14 protein-coding genes are annotated in these 19,725 nt (G+C 38.4%); 8 read left to right on the forward strand and 6 right to left on the reverse strand.

What is annotated here, in order from left to right; all coding sequences use genetic code 11:
* Positions 1-20: 20 nt before the first annotated feature.
* From CCON33237_RS03170 to fliW, 5 genes are read right to left on the reverse strand one after another with little or no spacing between them, the layout of a single operon-like run.
* On the reverse strand, positions 21-446 hold the full coding sequence (locus CCON33237_RS03170; RefSeq protein ID WP_169748871.1) for a hypothetical protein: 426 nt from the start codon (positions 444-446) through the stop codon (positions 21-23).
* Positions 443-1,459 (reverse strand): type II secretion system protein, encoded by a 1,017-nt coding sequence (locus tag CCON33237_RS03175; protein WP_234402253.1) that lies wholly within the window; start codon positions 1,457-1,459, stop codon positions 443-445. The genes CCON33237_RS03170 and CCON33237_RS03175 overlap by 4 nt, the downstream gene beginning before the upstream one ends.
* A complete protein-coding gene (locus CCON33237_RS03180; RefSeq protein ID WP_054196360.1) occupies positions 1,456-2,151 on the reverse strand; it encodes a type II secretion system protein in 696 nt (231 codons plus the stop codon). The genes CCON33237_RS03175 and CCON33237_RS03180 overlap by 4 nt, the downstream gene beginning before the upstream one ends.
* The gene (locus CCON33237_RS03185) at positions 2,145-6,362 is read right to left on the reverse strand and encodes a hypothetical protein (RefSeq protein ID WP_141089924.1); all 4,218 of its coding nucleotides are present in this window, start codon (positions 6,360-6,362) and stop codon (positions 2,145-2,147) included. The genes CCON33237_RS03180 and CCON33237_RS03185 overlap by 7 nt, the downstream gene beginning before the upstream one ends.
* A 60-nt stretch (positions 6,363-6,422) precedes the next feature.
* A complete protein-coding gene (fliW, locus tag CCON33237_RS03190) occupies positions 6,423-6,806 on the reverse strand; it encodes a flagellar assembly protein FliW (RefSeq protein ID WP_054196362.1) in 384 nt (127 codons plus the stop codon).
* 112 nt (positions 6,807-6,918) lie between these two features.
* On the opposite strand from fliW, the gene CCON33237_RS03195 reads away from it, so the two are divergent.
* Both CCON33237_RS03195 and lon read left to right on the forward strand, forming a co-directional pair.
* A complete protein-coding gene (locus CCON33237_RS03195; RefSeq protein ID WP_054196363.1) occupies positions 6,919-7,566 on the forward strand; it encodes an outer membrane protein assembly factor BamD in 648 nt (215 codons plus the stop codon).
* Between the two features lie 8 nt (positions 7,567-7,574).
* The gene (gene lon, locus CCON33237_RS03200; protein WP_054196364.1) at positions 7,575-9,992 is read left to right on the forward strand and encodes an endopeptidase La; all 2,418 of its coding nucleotides are present in this window, start codon (positions 7,575-7,577) and stop codon (positions 9,990-9,992) included.
* Between the two features lie 487 nt (positions 9,993-10,479).
* Here the strand turns inward: lon and CCON33237_RS03205 are convergent, their stop codons facing one another.
* Positions 10,480-10,938, reverse strand: coding sequence for a methylated-DNA--[protein]-cysteine S-methyltransferase (locus CCON33237_RS03205; protein WP_054197387.1), 459 nt, complete (start codon positions 10,936-10,938; stop codon positions 10,480-10,482).
* 127 nt (positions 10,939-11,065) lie between these two features.
* Between CCON33237_RS03205 and CCON33237_RS03210 the strand changes: the two genes are divergently transcribed.
* Genes CCON33237_RS03210 through ilvA form a run of 6 tightly spaced genes read left to right on the forward strand, consistent with a single transcriptional unit; the run spans position 11,066 to position 19,701 of the window.
* The gene (locus tag CCON33237_RS03210) at positions 11,066-13,651 is read left to right on the forward strand and encodes a bifunctional aconitate hydratase 2/2-methylisocitrate dehydratase (RefSeq protein ID WP_054196365.1); all 2,586 of its coding nucleotides are present in this window, start codon (positions 11,066-11,068) and stop codon (positions 13,649-13,651) included.
* A 36-nt stretch (positions 13,652-13,687) separates the two neighbouring features.
* Positions 13,688-14,899 carry an ankyrin repeat domain-containing protein gene (locus CCON33237_RS03215; RefSeq protein ID WP_054196366.1) on the forward strand — a complete coding sequence of 404 codons (1,212 nt, stop codon included), beginning with the start codon at positions 13,688-13,690 and terminating at the stop codon, positions 14,897-14,899.
* 8 nt (positions 14,900-14,907) lie between these two features.
* A complete protein-coding gene (locus CCON33237_RS03220; RefSeq protein ID WP_054196367.1) occupies positions 14,908-15,654 on the forward strand; it encodes an SDR family NAD(P)-dependent oxidoreductase in 747 nt (248 codons plus the stop codon).
* A 9-nt stretch (positions 15,655-15,663) separates the two neighbouring features.
* Positions 15,664-17,358, forward strand: a complete 1,695-nt coding sequence (locus CCON33237_RS03225) for a Na+/H+ antiporter NhaC family protein (RefSeq protein WP_054196368.1) — start codon at positions 15,664-15,666, stop codon at positions 17,356-17,358.
* 2 nt (positions 17,359-17,360) lie between these two features.
* Positions 17,361-18,464, forward strand: coding sequence for a tRNA (uridine(54)-C5)-methyltransferase TrmA (gene trmA / locus CCON33237_RS03230; protein ID WP_054196369.1), 1,104 nt, complete (start codon positions 17,361-17,363; stop codon positions 18,462-18,464).
* A 25-nt stretch (positions 18,465-18,489) separates the two neighbouring features.
* Entirely contained in the window at positions 18,490-19,701 is a 1,212-nt protein-coding gene (gene ilvA, locus CCON33237_RS03235; RefSeq protein WP_054197388.1) for a threonine ammonia-lyase, read from the forward strand.
* Positions 19,702-19,725: the final 24 nt, after the last annotated feature.

The raw sequence follows: 19,725 nt of genomic DNA on the forward strand, positions 1-19,725 counted from the left end.
ATTAAAATCTTTATAAAATTTTAAAGTTTCTGAAGAGTTCGTTTGTGAAAATTTATAGGATTTGGTGTTTTTTTATCTTTTGATGTTACAAAAACATCAAAGATCATATTGCCAGTGCTTGCGACTCCCTCAGTGCCAGGCATGATGGTCGGTGGAGTGCATATACCAATATCGCCAAAGTAAGTTATTTTTACTTTAAAGTCGAACATATCGTTAAATTCTCCATCTACTTTATCTAAGCATTTATTTGAGAAATCGGTTCTAAAAATTTCAAACATCGCATACTCTGCTGCTGCTTGAGCAACGAGTTGTGCTTGCTCTCTTAGATAAATTTCACTACTCTGCCTAGCTGATGTGCTAGCTATCGAAAGGGCAAGAGTGCTGATAGAAGCTGCCACAACTAGAAAAAATATCGCCGCTATTAATGTAAATCCTTTTCTCATCAATAAACCGCCTTTGACTTGCAAATGGTTATTTCTGATCTTTCTGCTTTAAGGCAAAGCTTTAATGCGATGACTCCATTTTTTTCTGTAAAGACAAATCTTGTTACATGTTTGGCTAGTGTTGCACTTTCGGCTTTGATATCCTTTGTGGATGTTGGGCTAAATTTTTTAAAGCCTTCGTTTAGCCATGGCCTATAGTTGTAGTAAATTTTAAGGTCAAAAGAGCCGTTTTGTACATCCTCGGCACTTTGCTCAGCTGGTGCTATGGCAATGGCTGTATAAGCTAGCTTATACTGCTCTGAAATTTTTTTATTTTTAAAATCACTTGAAATTTTAAGCGTGTCGATTGATTGTATGCCAACTTTTGCGATATCTAAGTGCCTTTGGTCTAAATTTTCTTGATAGCCAAAGCTACTACCAACTCTATAAAGTATGCTAGAAAATATCGCTACTAAACCACCATTTTCATTATCGGCGTTTATACACCTAGAGCCGCTATTTACATCTTCTTCATTGCTGTCATTTTCGCAGGTCAAGTCCATTACGCCGTTTCTAAAAGCATCATTAAATTTGCTTCCAGGGCTTTTTAGTCCATTTGCAATAGAACTATTTGCAAGATCTACATATCCGCTATATATACCTTCTTCGAAGATGGGATCTCCGTTAGTATCATCTCCCTTATATTCGTTGATACCATCAAATAACTCATAAGCAGCTGGGATAAATTCTAAAATTTCAAAGTCACTACTTAAATTTACGCCACTATCATTTAGAGCTAGATAATCTCCATTTTTTTTCCTAGCGATAACGCTTTGTTTGATTCTGTGGCTAAGCAGCATTGAAATTTGCTCTAGAGCGATTTCGCTTTGTGTTTCTAGTTCGTTTATTACTTTGCTTTGAAAATAGTTTTGATATAAATTCATAAGCGTATTAAAGCTCATAAGTGAGATGACGCCAAGCACGGTGATGACTATTATTAGCTCAATTAATGTAAAAGCTTTTTTTGTTTTTTTCATTTCCATTCTTTTACACTTAGAGTACTACTTTCGCCTATATTAAAGGCATATCCATAAAGTACACTTTTGCTCTCTTTTGTAGTTTTCATAGTTGTATCTAGCTTTATCTGTAAAACATCACTATCGTTTAAAGGAGTGCTAACTACAAATTTATCAGCTCCATTTGTTATGGTTGGAGTCGTTTCTGTATCTATGATAAAGTCGCGTTTAGTAGTGCTAGCAGTTGGTGAGATGGATTTTTGAGTATTGAAATTTTTGATAGATTTTACTTTAAAATTTACGCTTTTGATTGATTCTGGAAGCTTTGAATCACTAGGCCTTGTGGCACATGCAGATGAATTTTGTACCGGATATGCAAGTATCCTATGTCCTTCACCTTTTACACCGCTTTTTTCATAAAAATCCGGATTTGCCCCTTGGTCGCAGATAATAAGAGGAAAAATTATAGCCTCTTGAGTGGTTATAGATGATGGCATGGTATTTTTACCGGCTATTAAGACTTGATCGCTAAATGGTGCTTTTAATATTAATGACATATAGGTTTTAGCATTCATTAGTCCTTCTTGCATTAAGGATTGCTCGCTTAAATTTGAAGTAGTTCTTACCGCTAGTGGCAGGCTTGCACTTACTATGGCTACTACAAGCACTGACAAGATAAGCTCTATTAATGAAAAGCCACCTCTTTTTACCACTCTATTCTCCTGTTTGTCTTGTCGCTTATATCTAGGTTACTATCACTATTAGATTTTACTCCTATAAAACCTCCAACTGCACCGCTTGTCTTATCCTCTATATTATTGCTCTTTAGGACTTTACCAGCCCATTCGCCATTTGGTACTAGAAAATTTAGATTGAAATTATTTGTTTCAGGTTTCTCATCAAATTCACTATAAAGAAGCCAGCTAGGTGCTCTCATTTTAGCCACATCAGTAACCGCTGAAGGGTTTCTTATAAAAATTATTTGCTCACCATTACTTATGCTGCTTACATCATTTCTTAAAACAGTGCCGCTGTAAGTGTTTGTAAAGCTAAAGTCGTGATAGTTAAGTACTCCTGCGCTATGTTTTGGATTGGTAGCCCAAAATGGTGCAGCTGGAAAGTCTTGCCACAGTTTGCCATTATCTTTCATATAGATATTTTTATTGCATCCATCGCAGTAGGCACCATAATAAATTTTGGCATAAAAGCCACTATAAAGCCCTTCATAAAATGGTGCATAAACCCTACCAAAGTAAAATTTTGCTGTCGTTTCTGTTGCTGGTTTTTCATATTTTTTTACTGTATCGGTACTGTCTGACATACCGCTAAAGCTAAAATCATTACTCGAAATAGTAAAAGGATTTTTAGCATGATTTACTTTTCTTTCAAAATTAAAATATACTTCACCTTTGCCTACGCCATTTACAAAAGTATTTTTTTCTACATAAAATGTTGATTTTGTAGCACTTGGATCTATTGCTTTTCTAGTATTTGAGCCAGGAATTTCAAAAAACAAAATTTCTTCATTTGCTTTTGCTAATGTACCGGCATTGCCATCGTTGTCTGTAAAATTTAAAGGAACTCTATCTAGCTTTATGTCAAAGTTCATATTCTTTGCATAGCAATCTTCATTATAAAGCTTTGCAGGGTCATCGTTAAACAACCTAGCAGTTACTTCAAAGTCAAGCTTTGCTTTTTGTATGCCTTCATTATCAAGGTATGTTATATCGCTATCTTTTGTTATCTTTAACTTGCTTATTTGTATATCTTTTGGTCTAAATAGATAATCTCTATTACCTTCTAGCTTTATACTACATCCGATCCTTCCTTCTTGAGCAGTATCTTGTGATGGATCGTTGCTAATTGAGTTTTTTACACAATCATCAGCTCTTGATGGTGTATGTTGATCAGTTATTGTATAGTCTTTGTCTAATACATAAAAATATGTATCGCCTATATCTGAGTAAGAAAAGCCAACAGGTCCACTTGATGTGTGACGGAAAATTTTACCCAATGCTTTATTTGGATCGTTAAAATCTACGCTTAGTTTGTTCTCGCTCTCTATAATGCTAGGATCACAAGTCGCACTATATGCTGGTACAAGTTTTATCTCTCCATTTGAGCCACTTATGTTATTTATATAGCCATTTGCTAAGCCACTATCAAGAGGTTTCATAGCTGCAAGAGCAATGTTATTATAAACTTTGCCGCCTATTAAAACATTGTTATTATTGATCGTATTCTTGTCAGTATCCCATAGCCTAAAGTGACTTGGTCTTATGGCAAAATCATCTAATTTTTCGCATTCAACCTTTGTAGTATTTGTCACTGGATCAAGATGAGAAATTCTAAATTTTACGCTTTTATAGGCTCTATCAATACTAATGCCTGACAACAAAATATCAGTTACGCCATTAAATGTTATATCTTGTTCATATAAATTTGTTGGAGCACTGCAAGACTCGACCAACTCTACTTTTACATCTACTGGGGCATCTGGTACTTTTTTGTTGCCATCCGTATCATAGTTTGTGATATAGACATTAAATGGCGTAGAAACGATTTTTGTTAGAAGTCTATTTTTAAATTTAGTTTTAAAAGTCGCTGAATCATCGTCTTGTCTATTACTTGCGACGAAATTATTTGGACTGGCACTAACGCCTAAAGTAATGTTGTAGTTTTGATTGCTACATCTTCTTATGTATGTGTCATAGGGCTGTAAATTTATATCAGCATTTGCGACCGTGGCTTTGTAACTATTTGGCTCAAATTTAGACTTAAGGGTAGTTTCATATATGGCATAAGCGTAGTTGCCTTGATGAATTAGCATTTCTCCACCCTTATTTGCAGCAGCACCTTGCCCTAAATAAAAAGTTAAGTCATTTCCGCTTAATTGCTGCAAGCCTGTGTTGTCGTTATAGTGTACCTGTCCTGACATAGTGAGCAGATCGCTAGGCCCTTGTGATGCTTTATCTGCGTAAATGTAAGTTGAGTTTGGATTATAAATTTGGCTTGGATCTATTGTAGCTTTTAGTGCAAAGTCTTGGGCGGCTTCATTAGTATTATTTGTAACTTCAACGAAAGTTTTTAAAATAGTATTTGCTGGCACTACCGTTGGGGTATTTTCTTGCACCTTTGTAAAAGTACTATCGCTAGGTTTTTTTGCATAAATATATTCCATATAGCAAACATCTGGTTTGTATATACGAGAAGAAAAGCCAACTAGAGCTAAATTTATACGGTCAGCACTTACGACATTAACACCGCCTGAGCTTTTAATTGTTGTAACTGTAAATTTTATATCTGCTTCTTTTTGAGCATATGACATTTTGTCTGATATATCAAATATATCTAAGTCTGCTTGAGAGTGAAATTTTTTACCTGGATTTATAAGTTGTCCAAATTTTGTCATAGTTGAGTTAAACTGATCGCCTTGTGCGTTATATCCGCTAGTGATACTCTGATAGCTGCCGCCATTTTTTATCTTGATATCTTCACCTTTTGTTTCTGGCTTGCCGCCAAAGGAAAACATTGTGAGCGAAGCATCTATATTTCCTGCTTTTGGCGTATAGATATTTTCAAATTTTACATCTATGGTTGAGCTCTTTACAGTACCAAATGGATCGCTTGACTTCATCCAGTCCGCTGCAAGTCTTTCTAGCCCATCAAATATACTAACAAGCTTTGGCTCTATATTGTTTGCTGCGGCGGTTTTATCATCAAAGTCATAAATTATGACCAAACTCCAAGCTGCAAATTGTGGTGCGATGGATTGTATCCAGTAGCCATTTTGTCCTTGGACTGGCGAAAACAGCAGTGTGCCGTATGTTTTTTTTAATTTTCTATTAGTAGAGTTGTTTACCTTATATATGCCATCATTTGGGTCTATAAAATCATCACTGAAGGGAATCGTAGTGGATCTGATATTGCCAGCATAAAATGTCCTATCTGACTCACTAGTACCAAGAGAATCTCTAACTATATCTGTTACATCAGCACTTGCAACATATTGGTAGTTTATTCCAGCCTTTACATAGTAGCTATTAGACTCGTTTTGATTATATGATTCAAGAGTCATTGATTTTGGTTTATACTCACTAAATGAACCAAACCAAAAGACATCTTTTGGATCAGCATCTATTGTGATTGCATTTTTTCCAGGAGCTTTAAAATCAATCCTGCTATATCCTTTTATGTAATTTAAGGCACTTACATATAAATTTGACCCAAGATTTTTTATTGCCCAGTTTTGATAAAGAGAGCCACCCCAATAAAGCCTGGCATAGACTACGTTTTTACCTTTTAAATTATTTTGTATAAAGGTATTTTTCTCACTAAAATCAAATGTGGAAGAGGATGAATTTTTACAATAAGGATGCTTGCTAGGATTATAAATATATGTTGTTTGACAAAGTGTGTAATTACTAGACGTAAAACTACCAGTATCTAAAAATATTCTATCGGCTGTAGATGATGTTCTTGTTACGTTAGATGGATCTGGAACAAAATTATATCCAGCGTATTGTGGAATCATAATAGTAGCACCAATGGTAGCTATATCTCCATTTACTCTGGTATTTAGATTTCCATTTATTGATCTTTGTCTTAAGCCTTTAGAGTGATCATCCCACATACCTACTAATGATCGTTGATTCCATGGAGAAAATTGCTCAACGTAAATATGATAGTGATCTTGTGCTAAGCCTGAAGAAAAACTATTGGTATCTATCGTCCAAGTTCTATCAGATTTTCTTATGCAATGTGGGATATTTTTAGAAGAGTTGTCTTGATACTCTTCAGCGTCTATAAAGCAAGAATAATTTACTCCACTACAACCAATAGATGCTGCTTCTGCTGTCGTACAAGCTCTGGGTGCACAAAAACCAAACGTGACAATAAAACAGAGTAAGTATATTATCTTCACAACAAGTCCTCTAAATAACAATAAAAAATCTCTCCTTAGATTTTTAAAAGCCTTTAGCTACTATTTTTGTATAAAATTTTCTATCATTTCAGCTTGCCCGTATTGAGGATATTTGGCAATGTCTAAAACGACTTGAGATAAGGTCATGTTGTCCATATTGCAAACGATAGGAGCTATAAAATTTACAGTTGATTTTTCAAGCGGAAGTGCAACCACGATAATGTTATAAATTCTAAGTTGAGAGCTTTCTTTAATCTCCATAAGATCTTCATAATAGCTTGGAATATCGAATTCGTAGCTTCTTAATGCAAAAGGATTTATCATTGTAAAAGATGTCTCATCATCTTTGCTTGCTAGCTTAACAAAAAATTTATCAAGTTCAATTAACTCCATCGTCTTGATATGCTCAAAGCCTAAAATAGGGCTTTTAACACTAAAAATCATACTAACTCCTATTTTGTAAAGTTGCCGTATTTTATCATAGTTTTAAAAAATTTATACAAAAATAATGCCAAAAAATGTAGAATACGAGGATTTAAACTTTTTAAGGAAAAGCATGAAAAGATTTTCTAAATTTCTAGCAGTTGTAGCTCTTTTGGGGCTTTTTAGTGGTTGTGCTGAAAAATATACCGAGCTTTACAATCTAACTCCTGATGAGTGGTATGCTCAGGTTATAGCTGATATAAAAGATGGCGATCTTGAAGCGGCCGATAAACACTATGTCTCAATGGCAAGCGAACACGTAGCAAGCCCACTTTTGGAGCAAATTTTACTTATCCTTGCCCAAGCTCACGCAAATGATGAAGAGTATCTGATGGCAAATCACTATCTTGACGAGTACATCAAAAGATATGGTGACAACGGCCCAAAAACAGAGTTTGCTCAGTATCTAAAGATAAAAGCAAATTTTGACTCATTTGCTCAGCCAAACCGTAACCAAAAGCTTATGGAAGATAGCGTAACGGAGATTGAGAAATTTCTTTATATGTATCCAAATACTGAGTATAAGCCACTTATTGAGACTATGCTTATTAAATTCAAACTCGCACTTTACTTCCTGGATATGCAAATAGCAGATCTTTACAATAGGACTGGTCGTGATGTTTCGGCTAAAATTTACGAGCAAAAGCTAGAAGAGTCGCCGTTTAAAAACTCGGACCTTATAAAGCCTGATGTGGCATGGTATAGAAAACTGTTTGAATAGGAGAAATTTTGCAAATAAACGAAAATAAAGGCTTTCCAACCGAAATTCCCATTATCGTTGAGGATGAGCTATTTTTATATCCATTTATGATAACTCCGCTTTTTTTAAGCGACGATGAAAATTTAAAGGCACTTGAACTCGCCATACAAGAAGAGACTCCGATACTTGTGGTGCCCACAAAGCCTCAGCAAGACGGCGCTAGAGACTTTGATGGTATCTATGATGCTGGTGTGATCGGCACGATAATGCGCCGTGTGCCACTACCTGATGGACGCGTAAAAGTACTATTTCAGGGTATTGACAAAGGTAAAATTTTAAAACAATCAGGCATAAACCCGCTCCGTGGTATCGTTGATATGCTTCATGTCAAACGTCCATCTCAGGTAAAAACTGACGCACTAATCGTTGTTTTAAGAGAAAAGGTAAGAGAGCTTTCGCAGTTTAGCCACTTTTTTCCACCAGATCTTTTAAAAACTATCGAAGAGAGTGCTGAAGCGATCAGGGTTTGTGACCTAGTTTCAAGCGCACTTCGCCTAAAAAAACAGATCGCTTATAGCTTTTTTGTCGAGGAAAATTTAGAGCAGCGCTTGCTAAAGCTCATCGACTATGTTATCGAGGAGATCGAGGCAAATAAGCTTCAAAAAGAGATAAAAAATAAAGTCCATTCAAAGATCGACAAGACAAATAAAGAGTACTTTTTAAAGGAGCAGCTAAAGCAAATTCAAGCTGAGCTTGGAGCGGATACGAGCCGTGAAGAGGAGCTTGAAGAGTACCGCAAAAAGCTTGACACGAAGAAGAAATTTATGGCTGAGGACGCCTATAAAGAGATCAAAAAACAAATAGATAAGCTTTCTCGCATGCACCCAGACTCAGCAGACGCAAATACCTTGCAAAGCTATCTTGACTGGGTTTTAGAAATTCCATTTGAAAATGTAGCTAAGAAAAAGTCATCCATCAGCGAAGTGAGCAAGCATCTAAATGCCGATCACTACAGCTTGGAGAAGCCAAAAGAGCGCATCGAGGAGTATTTTGCTTTGCGTGAGCTTTTGGAGCTTAGAGGCGTTGGCGAAAAGGTAAATAATGGCGCTATTTTATGCTTTGCAGGCCCTCCAGGCGTAGGTAAAACTAGCCTCGCAAACTCGATCGCAAAGGCGTTAAAGCGCGAGTTAGTTAGGATCGCACTTGGTGGACTTGAGGATGTAAACGAACTAAGAGGCCACCGCCGCACATATATAGGTGCTATGCCAGGCCGAATAGTGCAAGGACTCATAGAAGCTAAGCAAATGAACCCAGTGGTTGTGTTAGATGAGATCGATAAGGTTGGCAGAAGCTATAGGGGCGATCCGACTGCGGTTTTACTTGAAATTTTAGATCCTGAGCAAAATAATAAATTTAGAGATTATTACCTAAATTTCAACATCGATCTTAGCAAGATCATCTTCATCGCCACAGCAAATGACGTGAGCATGATCCCAGCCGCACTTCGAGATAGGATGGAGTTTATCGAGCTTAGCTCATACACTCCACAAGAGAAATTTGAGATCGCTAAAAAATATCTCTTGCCTCAGGAGCTTAAAAAGCACGGGCTAAAACCAAGCGATGTGAGCATAGGCAAAGAGGCATTTGAGCTAATTATCAGCGACTATACAAGAGAGAGTGGTGTGAGAAATTTACGCCGCAGGATTGCTGATATACTAAGAAAAGTTGCCAAAAATATCCTCACCAAAAAGAATGAAGGCAAGATTAGCGTCACGGCTAAAAATTTGAAAGAATTTTTAGAGAAAAAGGTCTATGAGATCGAACTAGCGGATAAAAAAGATCAGATAGGTCTAGTAAATGGCCTTGCGTGGACTAGTGTCGGTGGTGACGTGCTAAGGATAGAGGCTATCAGGATCCAGGGTAAAGGCAGCATGCAGATCACCGGCCAGCTAGGTGATGTGATGAAAGAGAGCGCTCAAATAGCATTTAGCGTGGTAAAAGTGCTGATCGATAACAAAAAACTAAAAGTACCGATGGCTATCGTGCCAAAACTAGATGATGATAAGCGTAAGCTCGAAGCTAGCGATGTTTATAGGCGCTATGATCTTCACTTGCACGTACCAGAGGGTGCGGTGCCAAAAGATGGCCCAAGTGCTGGCATCACGATGGCAACTGCGATCGCATCTATACTAACCGACACAAAGGTAAGACACGACATAGCAATGACTGGCGAGATTACGCTAACTGGTAGAGTACTACCGATCGGTGGTCTAAAAGAGAAGCTCATCGCTGCACACAAAGCTGGCATCAAAACAGCTCTGATACCTCGCAAAAACTATGATCGAGACCTTGTAGATATCCCTGCTGAAGTAAAGGGTGATATGAAGATTATCGCCGTAGACACGATCGATGATGTGCTAAAAAATGCTCTTGTAGCTAAAAAATAATCCTTTCTCTAGCCTCATATTTCGTTTGGGGCTAGTGGAATTTATAAATTTTGACGATTCTAAAATCTAAACAAAAAGCCATATAACGTATAAAGACAATTAATAATTTAAACAATATAATCACATACAGCACACTAAAGAAAAATAAATTTTAAAATTTATGAGCGAGCATATCACGCTTCGATTTCAGTGACAAGCAAATAATGAAACCTGAATTTGGTAAGTTGCTAAGGCGATTGAGTAAAGTTTTAAAATTTGTAAAGACAGCTTGATTAAATTTGTAAATTCCTTTTTATTCAAAAGAGAGACAGTGTGGTTTGAATTACGAGGTCGTCCTCTTATTTTCCTTTTTAAATCTGCTAGATCCCTCACGTTCAAGGTGCATTCAATGGCTCTAAAGCACTACATGCGTTTTAAATACTCTGATAAATTTTAGAAATGTTCGCTTTAAAATTTGCTGGACTTTTATTTTGCTGTAAATTTTTAGCTATTTATGCTTTGCTTCATGCTCTAAGAGCCAAATTTTAGTTGGCAGACCATCTCCACCTGAGTAGCCGCCAAGCCCACTGATAGCTAGCACTCTGTGACAAGGGATGATGATAGGCACTGGATTTTTAGCATTGGCTGATCCTGCTGCTCGGTAGGCATTTTTATGACCTACGGCAAGTGCAAGGGCCGCGTATGTGGTCGTTTCTCCGTATGGCACTTTTTGTAAGGCCTCGTAAATTTTTGCTCTAAAATTAGTTGTTTTTATATCAAGTCTAACGCTAAATTTTTTAAGCCTACCTTCAAAATATGCTTTTAACTCATCAAGACAAAGCTTTAAATTTTCATCTTTTACTGCAATTTTTTCAAATTTATCTACAAAATTTATCTCACAAATTCCATTATTACTGGCAACGATCTCTAAAATTCCAATGGGAGATTTTAGGTAAGCTTTTGACACATTTGCTCCTTTAAATTTGAAAATTTGGGCAAATTTTACTTTAGTTTGTTTTGCTTTTTGATAAAATGCAAGCAAAACTAGCGATTTTTAGACTAAAAATAACAAGCAAAAACCACAAAGGAATTTTATGAGCTTTTTTACCGACTACGAAAAACACGTGAGCGAGCGAGAAAAAGAGGGCGTGCCACCGCTTGCGCTAAACGCCAAGCAAACAAGCGAAATTTGCGAGCTAATAAAGCTTGCCAGTAAGTCTAGTGGCGATGAAAAGGCGCAAAGCGAGCTAAAATTTCTTATAAATTTGCTTGAAACTCGCATCAATCCTGGCGTTGACGACGCAGCGAAGATAAAGGCAGAATTTCTTGGCGAAGTGATAGATGGGCTTGCTGTTAACGGCCTTAACGCTATGAGTGCTATTAAAATTTTGGGCAAGATGCTTGGCGGATATAATGTAGAAATTTTAGTGCGAGCTCTAAAAAATAGTGATGAAAATATCGCTCGCGCTGCGGCAAATGAGCTAAAAAATATCATCCTGGTGCATGAATATTTTGATGAGATAGTAAAACTAAGTAGCAACAATAAATTTGCAAAAGAGGTGCTTCTCTCTTGGGCAAATGCGGAGTGGTTTACGCATAAAAAGCCAATCGAAACCTGTATAAACGCAGTCGTTTTTAAGGTACCAGGTGAGACAAATACTGATGACCTAAGTCCAGCGAGCGAGGCCTATACAAGGGCCGACATACCACTTCATGCAAAAGCAATGCTTGTTAAAAAGATGCCTGAAGGCTTAGAAATCCTAAAAGAGCTAAAAAGTTGTGGCAAAAGCGTAGCGTATGTTGGTGACGTGGTTGGCACTGGCAGCAGCAGAAAGAGCGGCATAAACTCGATCCAGTGGCATTTGGGCGATGAGATAGAGGGTGTGCCAAACAAAAAAACGGGCGGCATCGTGATAGGCACGACAATAGCTCCTATATTTTTTAACACTGCCGAAGATAGCGGTGCACTGCCGATAGTTGCAAACGTAAACGAGCTTGAGATGGGCGATGAGATAGGAATTTATCCATTTAAAGGCGAAATTTATAAGCTTATTGGCACTGAGAAAAAGCTCGTGGCAAATTTTAAACTTAGCCCAAACACTCTAAGCGACGAGATAAGAGCGGGTGGCAGGATACCACTTATGATAGGACGTCAAGTGACTAAAAAGGCCAGAGAGGCCTTGGGGCTTGGCGAGGAGCAAATTTTTATAAAGCCAGATCAGCCAAAAGAGCAGAGTGGTGGCTATACGCTGGCTCAAAAGATGGTTGGCAAGGCTTGCGGCGTAGCTGGCGTGAGAGCTGGGGCTTATGTGGAGCCTGAAATTTTAACTGTTGGCTCACAAGATACGACTGGACCGATGACTAGAGATGAGGTTAAAGAGCTTGCTAGCCTTAGTTTCGGGGCGGATTTTGTTCTGCAAAGCTTTTGCCACACGGCCGCTTATCCAAAGCCAAGTGATCTTGTGATGCATGAGAGCTTGCCAAAATTTATAAATTTACGTGGCGGTGTGAGTCTAAAGCCAGGCGATGGTGTCATCCACTCGTGGCTAAATCGCATGGTATTACCTGATACGGTGGGCACTGGAGGCGATAGTCACACGAGATTTCCTATCGGTATCAGCTTTCCAGCAGGCAGTGGACTAGTGGCGTTTGCAGCGGTGCTTGGAATGATGCCGCTAAATATGCCAGAGTCAGTTTTGATCAAATTTAAAGGCGAGCTAAAAGAGGGTGTGACGCTTCGTGATCTTGTCAATGCGATACCTTATTTTGCTATCAAAAAAGGGCTTTTAAGTGTTGAAAAGAAAAACAAAAAGAACATTTTTGCAGGCAAAATTTTAGAGATAGAAGGGCTTGAGAATCTAAAAGTAGAGCAGGCGTTTGAGCTAAGTGACGCTTCGGCTGAACGCTCGGCCGCGGCTTGTGTGGTAAATTTAGGCGTTGATAGCGTTGTGGAGTACGTTCGCTCAAATGTTGCGCTAATTGACGCGATGATAAAAGCTGGTTATGAGAGCCGTGAGACCCTGCTTAGACGAAAAGAAAAAATGCAAAAATGGCTTGAAAATCCGACTCTTTTAAGAGCCGACAAGGACGCAAGATATGCTGAAATTTTAGAGATCGATTTGTCGCAGATAGATGAGCCGATTTTGGCTTGTCCAAATGACCCAGACGATGTGGCAACACTAAGTGAAATTTTAACTGATAACAAAAGAGTGCATAAAATAGATGAAGTTTTTGTGGGAAGCTGTATGACAAATATAGGCCATTACAGAGCGCTAGCTAGAATTTTGGAGCGTGAGAGCAAGCTTACAACTAGGCTTTGGATCGCACCGCCGACAAAGATGGATAAAAGCACACTTGAAGATGAAGGTATTTATGAAATTTTTAAAAGATTAAATGCAAGGACAGAGGTACCAGGCTGCTCGCTTTGTATGGGTAATCAAGCAAGAGTAAACGATAACGCAGTGGTGTTTTCTACATCAACCAGAAATTTTGATAACAGAATGGGTATGGGTGCAAAGGTCTATCTGGGAAGTGCCGAGTTAGCCGCCGTTTGTGCGCTACTTGGGCGTTTACCAAGTGTAGATGAATATAAAAAGATAGTAAAAGATAGCCTTAGCTTAAATAAAGATGAAATTTATAAATATCTAAATTTTAATGAAATAAGCGAGTTTAGCATATAAATTTGTTACAATATCGCGAAATTTTAAGGAGCTTTGATGAAAAAAGTAGTTTTTTTTCTCTTTTTTAGCGTTTGTTTTTTGATAAATTTACACGCTTTAGAGTGCAGTGATCTTGCCAAAAAAGAGAGCTTTAAAACTACTCCAAACGATCTTGCTTACGCGAATGAGGGGCTATTTTACTGTGATGGTTCGCTTTTAAATTTAAAAGAGGTAAAAGAGCTTTTTGATGCGAGTGTGGCTGTGAGAAGTGAGTCTCAAAGCTGCGTTGGCGATAGAGTTTATAAAGAAAATTTAAACAAGCTTAGATGGCTTTTGCTAAAAGCGTCATTCGCACCTGAGCTTTATCAAAAAGAGCTTGCAAAGCCTGATATTGCTGAAGAGCAAAAAGATGCCAGGATGGAGTATTTTAGATACTGGGCAAACGAGAGCTTGTTTAATTTTTTAAAATATAAAAAATTTATCGAAGCTTACAAAAACGCTCAAACTCCGCTTGTAAAATTTTATGAAAGCCTGGGAATTGATACACCAAGTGCTGCTTACTACGCAACTAGCGTGGTAAATGAGTTTTTGACTTTTGGTGTCGGTAAAAGTGTAAATAAAGCTAAAATTTTAACACCTGAGCAAAGTATGATGGCTCAAAGGATAAATTCCGATGAGCTAGCAAATTTACTTTACTCAAAAAATTTCAGTACCGCTGAGCTTACAAATTTGCTTAATATCGCACTTTTAAACGAAAAAAGTAGCGATATGATAAAAGAGATTATAAGGCGTGGGGCCGATGTGAATTTGGGCGATGAGACACCGCTATTTTTTGCTTTAAAAAATATAGAAAACGTAAAAATTTTACTTGCAAACAAAGCCGATGTAAATCACACAAATTTTTTTGGGAAAAGTGTGCTTTTTTATGCTGTGCAGTTTAGTGATAAACCACTTTGCGAGCTTTTGCTAAAAAATGGTGCCAATGCCAACGAGAGCTATATAGACGAAAATGCCAAGATGAATATGATAAATTTGGGTATGACGCAAGTTGAAGATACATGTGGTCTAGAGCATACAAATAGAAGCGTTTTTATGCATGCAGCAGCTCACGCAACGCCAGAAATTTTAAAGCTTTTGATGGATAATGGCGCTGATATCAACGCGACTGATGACGCTGGATTTAACGCGCTTGACTATGCCATGAAAGAACAAAACGAAAAGACGATCAAATTTTTAGAAAATTTGGGTTTAAAACCAAATTTAAATTAGGAAAAATCATGAAAAAGACAGCTTTTGTAACCGGTGCAACATCTGGATTTGGCGAGGCGATCGCCAGAAGACTCTCAAAAGAGGGCTACAAGATAGTCGCTCTTGCAAGGCGCGAAGATAGGCTAAAGAAGCTTGCAGCAGAGCTTGACGATACGCATATTATCGTAGCTGACATACGCGACAAAGAGGCTGTTTTTAAAGCGGTTGAGAGCTTGCCTGATAAATTTAAGGACATAGAAGTGCTTGTAAACAACGCTGGCATGGCGCTTGGGCTTGAGAAGACGATAGATGCGAAGGTGGAGGACTTTGAGGCGATGATAGACACCAACGTCAAGGGTCTTATCTACTCAACAAAGGCGGTTTTGCCACTACTTTATAAGCAAGAAAAGGGCTATATCTTTAATATTGGCTCGACAGCTGGCTCATGGCCATATCCTGGAAGCAACGTTTATGGTGCCACAAAAGCCTTTGTAAAGCAGTTTAGTCTAAATTTAAGAAACGATCTAGTTGGTACAAATATCAGGGTGACAAACATCGAGCCGGGGCTTTGCAAGACCGAATTTAGCGAGGTTAGGTTTAGAGGAGATAAAGTAAAGGCGGATAGTCTTTATGAAAATACAAATTTCATCACATCTGAGGATATCGCGACGATTTTGATAAATTGTCTAAATATGCCCGGAAGTGTCAATATAAATAGAGTCGAAGTCATGGCAAATACGCAGACTTGGGCTGGACTTGCGATAGAAAAATTTTAAGGAGTTCTTGTGAGACAAATTTTATTATTACTTTTTTTTAGCGTTGCGCTTTTTGGTGTCGATCCAGAAGTGGCAAAGAGAAACGCTGAAATTTATGGCGTATTTACGCTTATACCGCCTGTTGTGGCAATAGCACTTGCTTTTATCACAAAAGACGTCATCTTGTCGCTATTTATAGGTGTTTTTAGCGGAACATTTCTCATAAATATCATCAATGAAAACATCTTTATGGGTATCGTAAAAGGCTTTACAGGTATTGTTTCAAGAGTCGTTGAATCAATGGCTGACAAGACCGACTCAGGTATCTTACTTCAAGTGCTTTGTATCGGCGGCGTGGTCGCACTCATTACAAAGATGGGTGGTACAAAGGCGGTTGCTCTTTGGCTTAGCAAAAAGGCAAAAAGCGGCATTTCAGCTCAAATTTCAACATGGCTCATGGGAATTTTTGTATTTTTTGATGACTACGCAAATGCCCTAATCGTTGGCCCTATAATGAGACCAATAAGTGATAAATTTAAAATAAGCCGCGAAAAACTAGCTTTTATCATAGATGCTACCGCAGCACCGATCGCTGGTATTGCTATCATCTCGACATGGGTTGGCCTTGAGGTTTCACTCATCGAAAAGGGCTATGAGCTAGTTGGAGAGACTGGAATTAACGCTTATTCTATATTTATCGAGACAATTCCATATAGATTTTACAACCTCTTCATCTTATTTTTTATAGTCTGTACAGCCTTGATGCAGCGTGAATACGGACCAATGCTGTTAGCTGAAAGACGTGCTAGAAGAGGCGAGCTTCACTCAGGTAAAACTCAAATCCAAGATCTTGAAGATAAAACACTTGAGCCAAAAGAGGGCGTGAAATTAAGCGCTGCAAATGCTGTTGTACCACTTCTTGTGCTGGTCATTGGCGCATTTACTAGTTTTTATTTTAGTGGTCTTGCTGCACTTGAGGGTGATGCTCTTAAAAATGCACTTGCTAATCCGCTTTCATTTTCTACATTTAAAGATACTTTTGGCGCAGCAGACTCAGCTACATCACTATTTCAAGCAGCACTACTTGCTAGTATTGTAGCTATCACAATGGGTGTTTGGCGTAAAATTTTTGACGTAAAAGAGGCTATCAGCACATGGGTAAAGGGCTGGAAGACTATGATAATTACGGTTGTCATTTTGCTTCTTGCATGGAGCCTTAGTGCTGTTATCAAAGAGCTTGGCACATCAAGATATTTGGTTGATTTATTAAGCTCTTCAACGCCTAAATTTATCCTGCCAGTTGCTGTTTTTATCCTTGGTTCGTTTATTAGCTTTTCAACTGGAACGAGCTATGGTACGATGGGAATTTTAATGCCTCTAGCTATCCCACTAGCTTATGCAGTCGGCAAAAACTACGGTCTAGAGGGTGATGCGATGCACGCTTATATGATCGTAAATATCTCAGGCGTACTTACAGGTGCGATCTTTGGCGATCACTGCTCACCGATATCGGATACTACGATACTTTCATCAATGGGCGCAGGATGTAATCATATCGATCACGTCTCAACTCAAATGGTATATGCACTTAGTGTTTGTGCGGTTTGTGTGCTAGTTGGCTACTTGCCGGTTGCACTTGGTCTTAGCGTTTGGATCGCGCTTCCTTGCGGATTTTTAGCGATTTGGGCGTTAGTTAGATTTGTCGGTAAAAAGGTGGAAGCGTAAATTTGGATTGCAATTATCTAAAAGAGTGCGGCTCTTGCACTCTTTTTGCCCCTTACGATGAGCAAATTTTATTTAAAACTGACCTTGTAAAACAAAATTTTTCAGAGTTTTATGATGGCAAATTTGATGTGTTTAGCTCCAATCCAAAACACTACCGCACAAGGGCTGAGTTTGGTATCTGGCACGAAGGTAGCAAGCTTAGCTATACCATGCATGCAAGTGAGAAGGGCAAGAGAATTTTTATAGATGAGTGCCCTAAGGTTTGTGAGCAAATTTCAGAGCTTATGCCAAGCTTAATTTACAGCTTACAAGAGAGTGAAATACTAGGCGCAAAGCTTTTTGGCGTAGAATTTATCTCTTGTAAAAGCGGTGTTTTAGTCACGCTTCTTTATCACAAAAAACTTGATAGTGAGTTTGAAGCAGAGATTAAAAATTTAGCCAATAAGCTTAATGTCACGATACTTGCTAGATCTCGCGGGCAAAAGCTACTAAGTGGTGAGCTAAATTTGATAGATGAGCTAGATGTTGGTGGTGAAATTTATAAATTTAGCCTAAGTGAGAATGCCTTTATCCAGCCAAATAGAGCCGTAAATGAAAAGATGATAGCTTGGGCAAAAGAGTGCGTGGAGGCTGGTGGCGACCTGCTGGAGCTCTACTGCGGACATGGAAATTTTACTATTCCGCTTTCGTTTAAATTTAAAAATGTCCTTGCCACTGAAATTTCAAAAAGCTCGATCGCAAATGCCCTTAAAAACTGCGAGCTAAACAAAGCTAAAAATATCAAATTTCTACGTATGGACGCTGATGAGCTTATGAGTGCATTTGCTGGCGTTAGGGAATTTAACAGGCTAAAAGAGATAAATTTAAGCGACTTTAGCTTCTCGCACATTCTTGTCGATCCGCCTCGTGCAGGACTAAGCGAAAGTGTCGTAAATTTCATCAAAAATTTCAAAAATATCATTTACGTCTCGTGCAACCCAGAGACTCTAAAAGAAAATTTAAATGAGCTTTGTAAAAGCCATAAAGTGATAAAATTTGCCATTTTTGATCAGTTTGCAAACACTCACCACATCGAGTGCGGCGTGCTACTAAGGGCAAAAGAATAATTTTAAAAAGGAAAATTTGAAAAAAATGGTTTCACTAAATAAAATCATCCAAGCAAAGATCACGATCGGTCATTTCGTGACTAAGACCCCATTTGCGCTAAGTGCAAAGCTTAGTAAAATTTTAGGTGCAAGTGTTTACCTGAAAGAAGAAAATTTACAAAGAACTGGTGCATATAAGATAAGAGGCGCATACAATAAAATAGCTAGCCTAAGTGATGAGGAGCGAAAGCTTGGTGTAGTAGCTGCAAGCGCTGGTAACCACGCTCAAGGTGTAGCAATAAGTGCAAAGGAATTTGGCGTGCATGCTTGCATTATCATGCCAGAATCAACCCCACTTCTAAAGGTTGCTGGCACGAAGGATCTTGGTGCAGAGGTCATTTTAAAGGGCGATAACTTTGACGAGGCGTACGCTTTTGCGGTGAACTATGCTAAAGAAAAGGGCATGACCTTCGTTCATCCATTTAACGACGAGTACGTCATGGCAGGGCAGGGTACTGTTGGGCTTGAGATGCTTGATGAGATCAGCGACCTTGACATGGTTATCGTTCCAGTTGGTGGTGGCGGATTAGCTAGTGGTGTGGCTAGTTGTATAAAGCAGGTCAATCCAAAGACAAAAGTGGTCTGCGTTGGTGCAAAGGGTGCTCCAGCTATGTTTAATAGCTATGGCGCTAAAAAAAGCATAAACTCAAAATCAGTCCGCACGATCGCAGATGGCATCGCTGTGCGTGACGCGAGCGAGATCACACTGGCAAATATCGTAGAGTGCGTAGATGAGTTTGTGCAGGTTGACGATGAAGAGATTGCGACTGCGATTTTGTTTTTGTTAGAGACGCAAAAGATCGTAGTTGAAGGTGCTGGTGCAGCTGGTGTAGCAGCACTCATGCATGATAAGATAAAATTTAAAAAAGGTGCAAAGATAGGCGTAGTGCTAAGTGGCGGAAATATCGATGTACAAGTGCTGTCTATCATCATCGAAAAAGGTCTTATCAAGTCACACCGCAAGATGACCTTGCAAATAACGCTTGTGGATAAGCCAGGAGCGCTTATGAGCCTAACAGATAGTCTCAAATCAGCAAATGCAAACATCGTAAAAATCGACTACGATCGCTTCTCTACAAGGCTTGATTATGGTGATGCAAGTATCACGATCACGCTTGAGACAAAGGGTCTTGAACATCAAGAAAAGATCAAAGAAGTGCTTGAAAAAAGTGGTTTTTCATTTTCTCAATTGTTTTAAAAATTTTTGCTATTTTGTGGATTT

Source organism: Campylobacter concisus (genome assembly GCF_001298465.1).
Lineage (GTDB): Bacteria > Campylobacterota > Campylobacteria > Campylobacterales > Campylobacteraceae > Campylobacter_A > Campylobacter_A concisus.

Coding starts and splice junctions, on each gene's coding strand:
- ilvA (WP_054197388.1), top strand. CDS start 18,490: ATGGTTTCACTAAATAAAATCATCCAAGCAAAGATCACGATCGGTCAT.
- CCON33237_RS03175 (WP_234402253.1), bottom strand. CDS start 1,459: ATGAAAAAAACAAAAAAAGCTTTTACATTAATTGAGCTAATAATAGTC.
- CCON33237_RS03195 (WP_054196363.1), top strand. CDS start 6,919: ATGAAAAGATTTTCTAAATTTCTAGCAGTTGTAGCTCTTTTGGGGCTT.
- fliW (WP_054196362.1), bottom strand. CDS start 6,806: ATGATTTTTAGTGTTAAAAGCCCTATTTTAGGCTTTGAGCATATCAAG.
- CCON33237_RS03210 (WP_054196365.1), top strand. CDS start 11,066: ATGAGCTTTTTTACCGACTACGAAAAACACGTGAGCGAGCGAGAAAAA.
- CCON33237_RS03220 (WP_054196367.1), top strand. CDS start 14,908: ATGAAAAAGACAGCTTTTGTAACCGGTGCAACATCTGGATTTGGCGAG.
- CCON33237_RS03215 (WP_054196366.1), top strand. CDS start 13,688: ATGAAAAAAGTAGTTTTTTTTCTCTTTTTTAGCGTTTGTTTTTTGATA.